Annotated in this window: 2 protein-coding genes and 2 pseudogenes; all 4 read right to left on the bottom strand. The window is 46.8% G+C overall.

The genetic code is table 11. The annotated features are described in order from the left end of the window. Positions 1-116 (bottom strand): annotated as a pseudogene (locus Q0140_RS07515) (methionine ABC transporter permease); the annotation flags it as partial. A gap of 101 nt (positions 117-217) precedes the next feature. Beyond that, on the bottom strand, positions 218-730 hold the full coding sequence (locus tag Q0140_RS07510) for a pyridoxamine 5'-phosphate oxidase family protein (RefSeq protein ID WP_297963419.1): 513 nt from the start codon (positions 728-730) through the stop codon (positions 218-220). After that, positions 731-1,891 (bottom strand): cell division protein FtsZ, encoded by a 1,161-nt coding sequence (ftsZ, locus tag Q0140_RS07505; protein ID WP_297963201.1) that lies wholly within the window; start codon positions 1,889-1,891, stop codon positions 731-733. 22 nt (positions 1,892-1,913) lie between these two features. Further along, a pseudogene (locus Q0140_RS07500) lies at positions 1,914-2,566 on the bottom strand (cell division protein FtsA); the annotation flags it as partial.

The following is a 2,566-nucleotide window of genomic DNA, read 5'->3' as shown; positions in this document are numbered from 1 at the left end:
CTATCGACCTCCAGCAGCGCACTTTCGATGAGCCGCGCGATAAAGGGCGCTGAGCCGATAGTAAGCGGGACGATCGCTGCGGTGGTACCGATGCTCGTGCCCACAAGAAGCTTCGTAATTTGGCGATACGAAATTTCAGATTAAAATCTCTCTAGCATTCAAACTTGAAATTTTAAAAAATCAAACAATTTAAAATTTAAACTTCTGAAATTTAATGCTATAAAATTTTAGCCTTTGCGGTTACGGATTTTATTTTGAGTTCGTAAATTTTCGTGCGCTTTAATGATGCTTTGGAGGCGAATTCTACGCGCGACATGTAGTTTGGGGTGTATTTTTCGCAAAGTATCCGTAGGGCGTAAATTTTACGCTCATCATCTAATACTTCGTTTGCTTCACAAACGGCGATCGCACTGCGGTACTCCGTCGTATAAACTCTAGAGCCTAAAGCGGCAGCGTCGTTTGCGATAGATCGGTATTCTTCGTCGCTTGGGGTAGGAACGCGGTTATAGCTAACAAAAACCGCCGTTACCGCGCGTCCGTTTTGAAAGAGTTTTGCCTTTGTGCCGGCAGGCGCGCCGTGGATATAAATAATGTCTGCATCGCGCACCGGCGAGATAGGCACGCTAAAAATTTCGCCGCTATCGTCTATGCAGCTAAGCGTAGCGTATTCGCTCTCGTCGATGATTTTTAACGCCTCATCTTCGCTTAGCTGCCTATCTCGTCTGCGCATTTAGTCCATCTGGTTTCGTAGGAATGCGGGCTCGTCGAGCTCGTCGTAGGTTTCGTCCCCGTTAAAATCGCCGCTGCTTACCTTTTGCCTAGAAAAGATAGAATTTCGACCCATGCTCTCTAAAAGCGCCTTTCTGCGATCCGCCACGTTATCGCTGGCGACCTGCTTTTTTTCCTCGACGCTCCTTTCAAAGCCGGTGGCGATGAGAGTAACTTCGACGCGGTTGTTTTCCATCTTAGGATCGGTGGTGGTGCCCCAGGTAACGTCGGCGTCCTTATCTACGGTATCTTCGATGATATTCATCGCAGATTCGATCTCAAGCAAGGAGCAATCAGGCGACATTTTAAAATGCACTAACACGCCCATAGCGCCATGGATGGAGGTGTTGTCCAAAAGCGGAGATTGGATCGCGCTTTTTAGCGCTTCCTCTGCCGCGCCGTCGCCCTCGCTAACGCCGATGCCCATCAGCGCTAGGCCGCGATGCGTCATTACCTTTTTAACGTCGGCATAATCGACGTTGATATCGCTATCGCCGGACTCTAAGATCACGGAGATCATACCGTTTACGGCTTGGAATAGGACATTATCTACGATCTTAAATGCGTCTTTTAGACCGGTTTTTTTATCGATGATCTTCAATAAATTTTGATTTGGGATAACGATTATGGAATCGCACTCTTTTTTAAGCTCTTCAAGACCCTCTTGCGCTAATCGCATGCGCTTTTTACCCTCAAAACCGAAAGGAGTGGTAACGACGCCAATAGTTAGCGCTTTTTTCTCTTTCGCAGCTTTAGCGACGATAGGTGCAGCGCCCGTACCAGTACCACCGCCTAGACCGGAGCCCACGAAAACGATGTCGGAGTAGTCCAAGCGGTCTTTAAGATCATCATAGTTCTCCTCTGCAGCCATTTTAGCAAGCGCCGGATCCATACCGCAGCCAAGGCCTTTGGTGGTGTTTTCGCCTAGTAAAATTCTAGTATTTGCGATCGATTTTTCTAACGCCTGCGCGTCGGTGTTAGCCACCATAAGCTCAACGTCGGTCTTGGTAAATCCTTCGCGGATCATGTGATTTATCATGTTGCATCCGCCACCTCCGACGCCGATGACCTTCATCTTGGCACCGTAGATGCCCTTTCTTTCTTCCATACTATATCCTTTCACGAGTATCTCCTTAGCTTAAAATTTAAAACCAATTTTTCATAGACGACCAAATTTTATTGAAAAAATTCTGTCCGTCTTTTTTGGGAAGTTGGATATTTAGATCCTCCTTCTTAGCCGCACCGCTATCCGCTCTGACGCCCTCTTTTTCTATCGCCTTATTGACCTCTTTTTCATAATATTCGTTCACATTTCGTTTCGGAGCCTTGTTTATAACTTCGTCTTTGTAGCGGAGTTTACCGTTAGAGTCCATCTCGTAAGGGGTGAATTCGCCGAAACCATACATGCAAAGTCCTAGTGCGCAAGAATTTGAAATATCATCAGCGATCTCGTGCAGGCCGCCCACGCTTTTTGCTCTTGCAACCCTAACGGAAGTGTTATCAAAAACTATCGCCGCCAAGTCACGCACGTCGTCTAGCTTCGCCATACCGCCCGTGATTACAATACCTGCGCCTATGCGGTCTTTATAGCCGCTTCTTTCGATCTTATCGGCTATCATATCGAAGGTCTCTTTAACGCGAGCCAGGATGACTTGAGAGATAATCTCAAGGCTTATGATGTGGTTTTCTGACTCGCTATCTCCTAAAGCAGGCAGCTCGACTTCGCTATTGCCTTGATTAATTAGATCGTTATAGGTAATTTTAATATTTTCCGCATATGGAAGCGGCGTGTGTAGGG

This window comes from uncultured Campylobacter sp. (assembly GCF_938045405.1).
GTDB lineage: Bacteria > Campylobacterota > Campylobacteria > Campylobacterales > Campylobacteraceae > Campylobacter_B.
Note: the sequence above shows the minus strand (reverse complement) of the source record. Positions and strands in the feature narration are given on the sequence as shown.